This is a genomic window from Pontibacter sp. HJ8 (genome assembly GCF_054824225.1).
Map to the genome: position 1 here is coordinate 1 of NZ_JSYF01000398.1, position 2798 is coordinate 2798.

Here is a 2798-nt window from a genome sequence, read left to right on the forward strand (position 1 = left end):
CGGCTACAAACTCGATGTACTGGCTCATCAGTTTGGCGTTCATGCCGATCAGGTCTACGGGCAGTGCATCAGTCACAAATTCCTGCTCAAATTCCACCGCGTCGCGGATGATCTCATGCACACGGCTCTCCGGCAGCTTGTTGTTCAGCATAGAGTAGAGCAGGCAGGCGAAGTCGCAATGCAGGCCTTCGTCGCGGGAGATCAGTTCGTTAGAGAAAGTCAGCCCCGGCATCAGGCCGCGCTTTTTGAGCCAGAAGATGGAGCAGAATGAACCGGAGAAGAAAATGCCCTCCACAGCCGCAAACGCAATCAGGCGCTCGGTGAAGTTCTCGCTGTTGATCCACTTCAACGCCCACTCGCCTTTCTTCTTTACACACGGCACTGTCTCCAGCGCGTTGAAGAGGTAATCTTTTTCGGATTGCTTCTTTATATAGGTGTCGATCAGGAGCGAGTAGGTTTCAGCATGGATGTTCTCCATCATGATCTGGAAACCATAGAAGCAACGGGCTTCCGGTATCTGCACCTCCTGCATGAAGTTAATAGCCAGGTTTTCGTTTACGATACCATCAGAGGCAGCAAAGAAAGCTAACACATGGCTGATGAAGTGGCGTTCGCCGTCGTTCAGGTTTTCCCAGTCTTTCTGGTCCTGCGACAGGTCAATCTCTTCAGCAGTCCAGAAGCTGGCTTCCGCCTGCTTATACATTTGCCACACCTTATCGTGCTGTATGGGGAATAGAACAAATCGATTCGGGTTTTCTTGTAGTATGGGCTCCATAAACGTAAACTTTTGCTATTGAAAAAGCAGCCAGTAAAAACAATGACTGCAAAATTTTAAGGTCTTACCTGTCTGCCAGAGTGCTAGCTGTGAAAGATGTCTGAAAGAACAGGATTTCAAATATAGGGATAAGAACTTGAAATGAGGATCTAAAGTTGTTCAATTTATTAACACTTTGTTAAGTGTTTGAGGCAGTGTTTGTTGGGGCTAAATTCACACCTTTGTTAACATAATATACTACCTATATAGTTTTGTTATTATATTGTTATCATAATATTATTCCAATGTTAAGTTCTGTAAAGTGCAATGTTTGGCAGGTATAAGCGGGTTTGGCGGGCAAAGCGGCAGGCGAAAATACAAATTATGGCCCATAGCTGAGGCATTCCGACTCCTGCTATACCTCGTGTCTGCGGCGCCATGTGGAAAAGGTGGATTTCTGAAATTGTTTTTAAGACGCTACGGATTAGTGTGTTACGGCCTGTTTCGGGAGGTGTGGAAATTTGGGCCGGAGATTTCAACAGCGTTATCCACAGGCTTGTGCAGAAGGTGTGAAAGAAACAGAAAGAATTAAGGAACAATGATTTGCATCTTAACTATAAGACCCCTAATTTTGCAGACTTAAATTTTCATAAACATACATTGAAGCTGATGTACGCAATTGTAGAAATCGCAGGTCAACAGACCAAGGTAGAGAGCGGTAAGTTCATCTACGCTAGCAAGCTTTCCGGCAATGATGGTGACGCCGTTGAGTTCACCAATGTTCTTCTTACTGATGATAATGGTAGCATTACTTTAGGTGCTCCTTTCGTTAGCGGTGTTAAAGTGGTTGGTAAAATCCTTGGCAACGTGAAAGGCGATAAAGTGATCGTTTTCAAAAAGAAGAGAAGAAAAGGATACCGCAAGAAGAATGGCCACCGCCAGAACTTCACAAAGGTCCTGATCGAGAGCATTGGTTAAGCAGTAGGAAGAAATTATTAATCGTAAAACCTTTTCAGGCTTGGTTCGCTAACCTGAATTAAATAGTAAAGAAAATGGCACACAAAAAAGGAGCTGGTAGTTCTAATAACGGCCGCGAGTCACATTCCAAACGACTTGGTGTTAAAATTTACGGTGGCCAGGATATCATCGCTGGTAACATCATTGTAAGACAAAGAGGTACTGCTCACCACCCGGGTGTAAACGTGGGTATGGGCAAAGACCACACGCTGTTCGCTATGGTGGACGGTGTTGTTCAGTTCAAAAAAGGAGTTAAGAACCGTTCATTCGTTTCTGTACTTCCTAAAGTAGAAGCTGAATAGTCAAGCTAAAAAGCATACTGCCCAGGCAGTATCAAAATAAAAAAGGGATACCTCGGTATCCCTTTTTTATTTGCCCCTCCTCCTTACTTTACCACAGGTATAGCTGCCTCGGGTAGTGGCTTTGGGGAGGCTTGTTTGCCCGCACGGCCGCCTTTAAAATAGGTATACAGCCCCATAGCTATACCTGACAGGTTGACCAGGTAAGCCAACGGCAGGCTATACCTGGACAGCGCAATGCTACCAAGCACCAGCCCCAGTCCCGATAACCAGAGCAAACCAAATCTTACGGGCGCAACGGATGCAGGCGTATAGTGGGGCCTGAACCCCAGCAAGTGCAGCAGTTTGGGTGCCTCTGCCGCCAGCAGCACCAGGTTGAGCAGCAGCAGGAATGCCAGTACGTAAGGTGTTCCGGCCCAGTTCTGGGAGATGGTGACCAGGAGTATATTCAGGATCATGGGGAGCAGCATAATAGCCCCGAGCGTGCGGTAGCGGAGGGTCACCAGCAGGAAGCCAACCAGCACCTGCGAGTAGGCGATAAAACGCGCAAAAAGCCCCAGGTTAAACTCTGCCAGCCGCTCCTCCAGCCAAACCGGACCAATGAGGCCCGGAAATTTATGTTCAAAGAAGACCTTCGCCATACCTGCCGTAAAAAAGATGAGCCCCAAAAAAACGCTGATGCCGTTGAGCGTAAAGGTCCTGAAATTCATGGAGTGATGGCTTAGGAT

General features: G+C 46.9%; 3 protein-coding genes and 1 pseudogene. 2 read left to right on the top strand and 2 right to left on the bottom strand.

The genetic code is table 11. The features are described 5' to 3' along the window. The coding region (locus OB13_RS16365) for a ribonucleotide-diphosphate reductase subunit beta (RefSeq protein WP_461491252.1) at positions 1 to 775 on the bottom strand (775 nt) is incomplete at its 3' end. Positions 776 to 1423: 648 nt separating this feature from the next. On the opposite strand from OB13_RS16365, the gene rplU reads away from it, so the two are divergent. Then, the gene (gene rplU, locus OB13_RS16370) at positions 1424 to 1732 is read left to right on the top strand and encodes a 50S ribosomal protein L21 (protein WP_461491253.1); all 309 of its coding nucleotides are present in this window, start codon (positions 1424 to 1426) and stop codon (positions 1730 to 1732) included. A 74-nt stretch (positions 1733 to 1806) separates the two neighbouring features. Continuing rightward, a complete protein-coding gene (gene rpmA, locus OB13_RS16375) occupies positions 1807 to 2073 on the top strand; it encodes a 50S ribosomal protein L27 (protein ID WP_461491254.1) in 267 nt (88 codons plus the stop codon). 83 nt (positions 2074 to 2156) lie between these two features. Here rpmA and OB13_RS16380 read toward each other — a convergent pair. Then, positions 2157 to 2798, bottom strand: a pseudogene (locus OB13_RS16380) (hypothetical protein); the annotation flags it as partial.

Coding starts and splice junctions, on each gene's coding strand:
- rplU (WP_461491253.1), top strand. CDS start 1,424: ATGTACGCAATTGTAGAAATCGCAGGTCAACAGACCAAGGTAGAGAGC.
- rpmA (WP_461491254.1), top strand. CDS start 1,807: ATGGCACACAAAAAAGGAGCTGGTAGTTCTAATAACGGCCGCGAGTCA.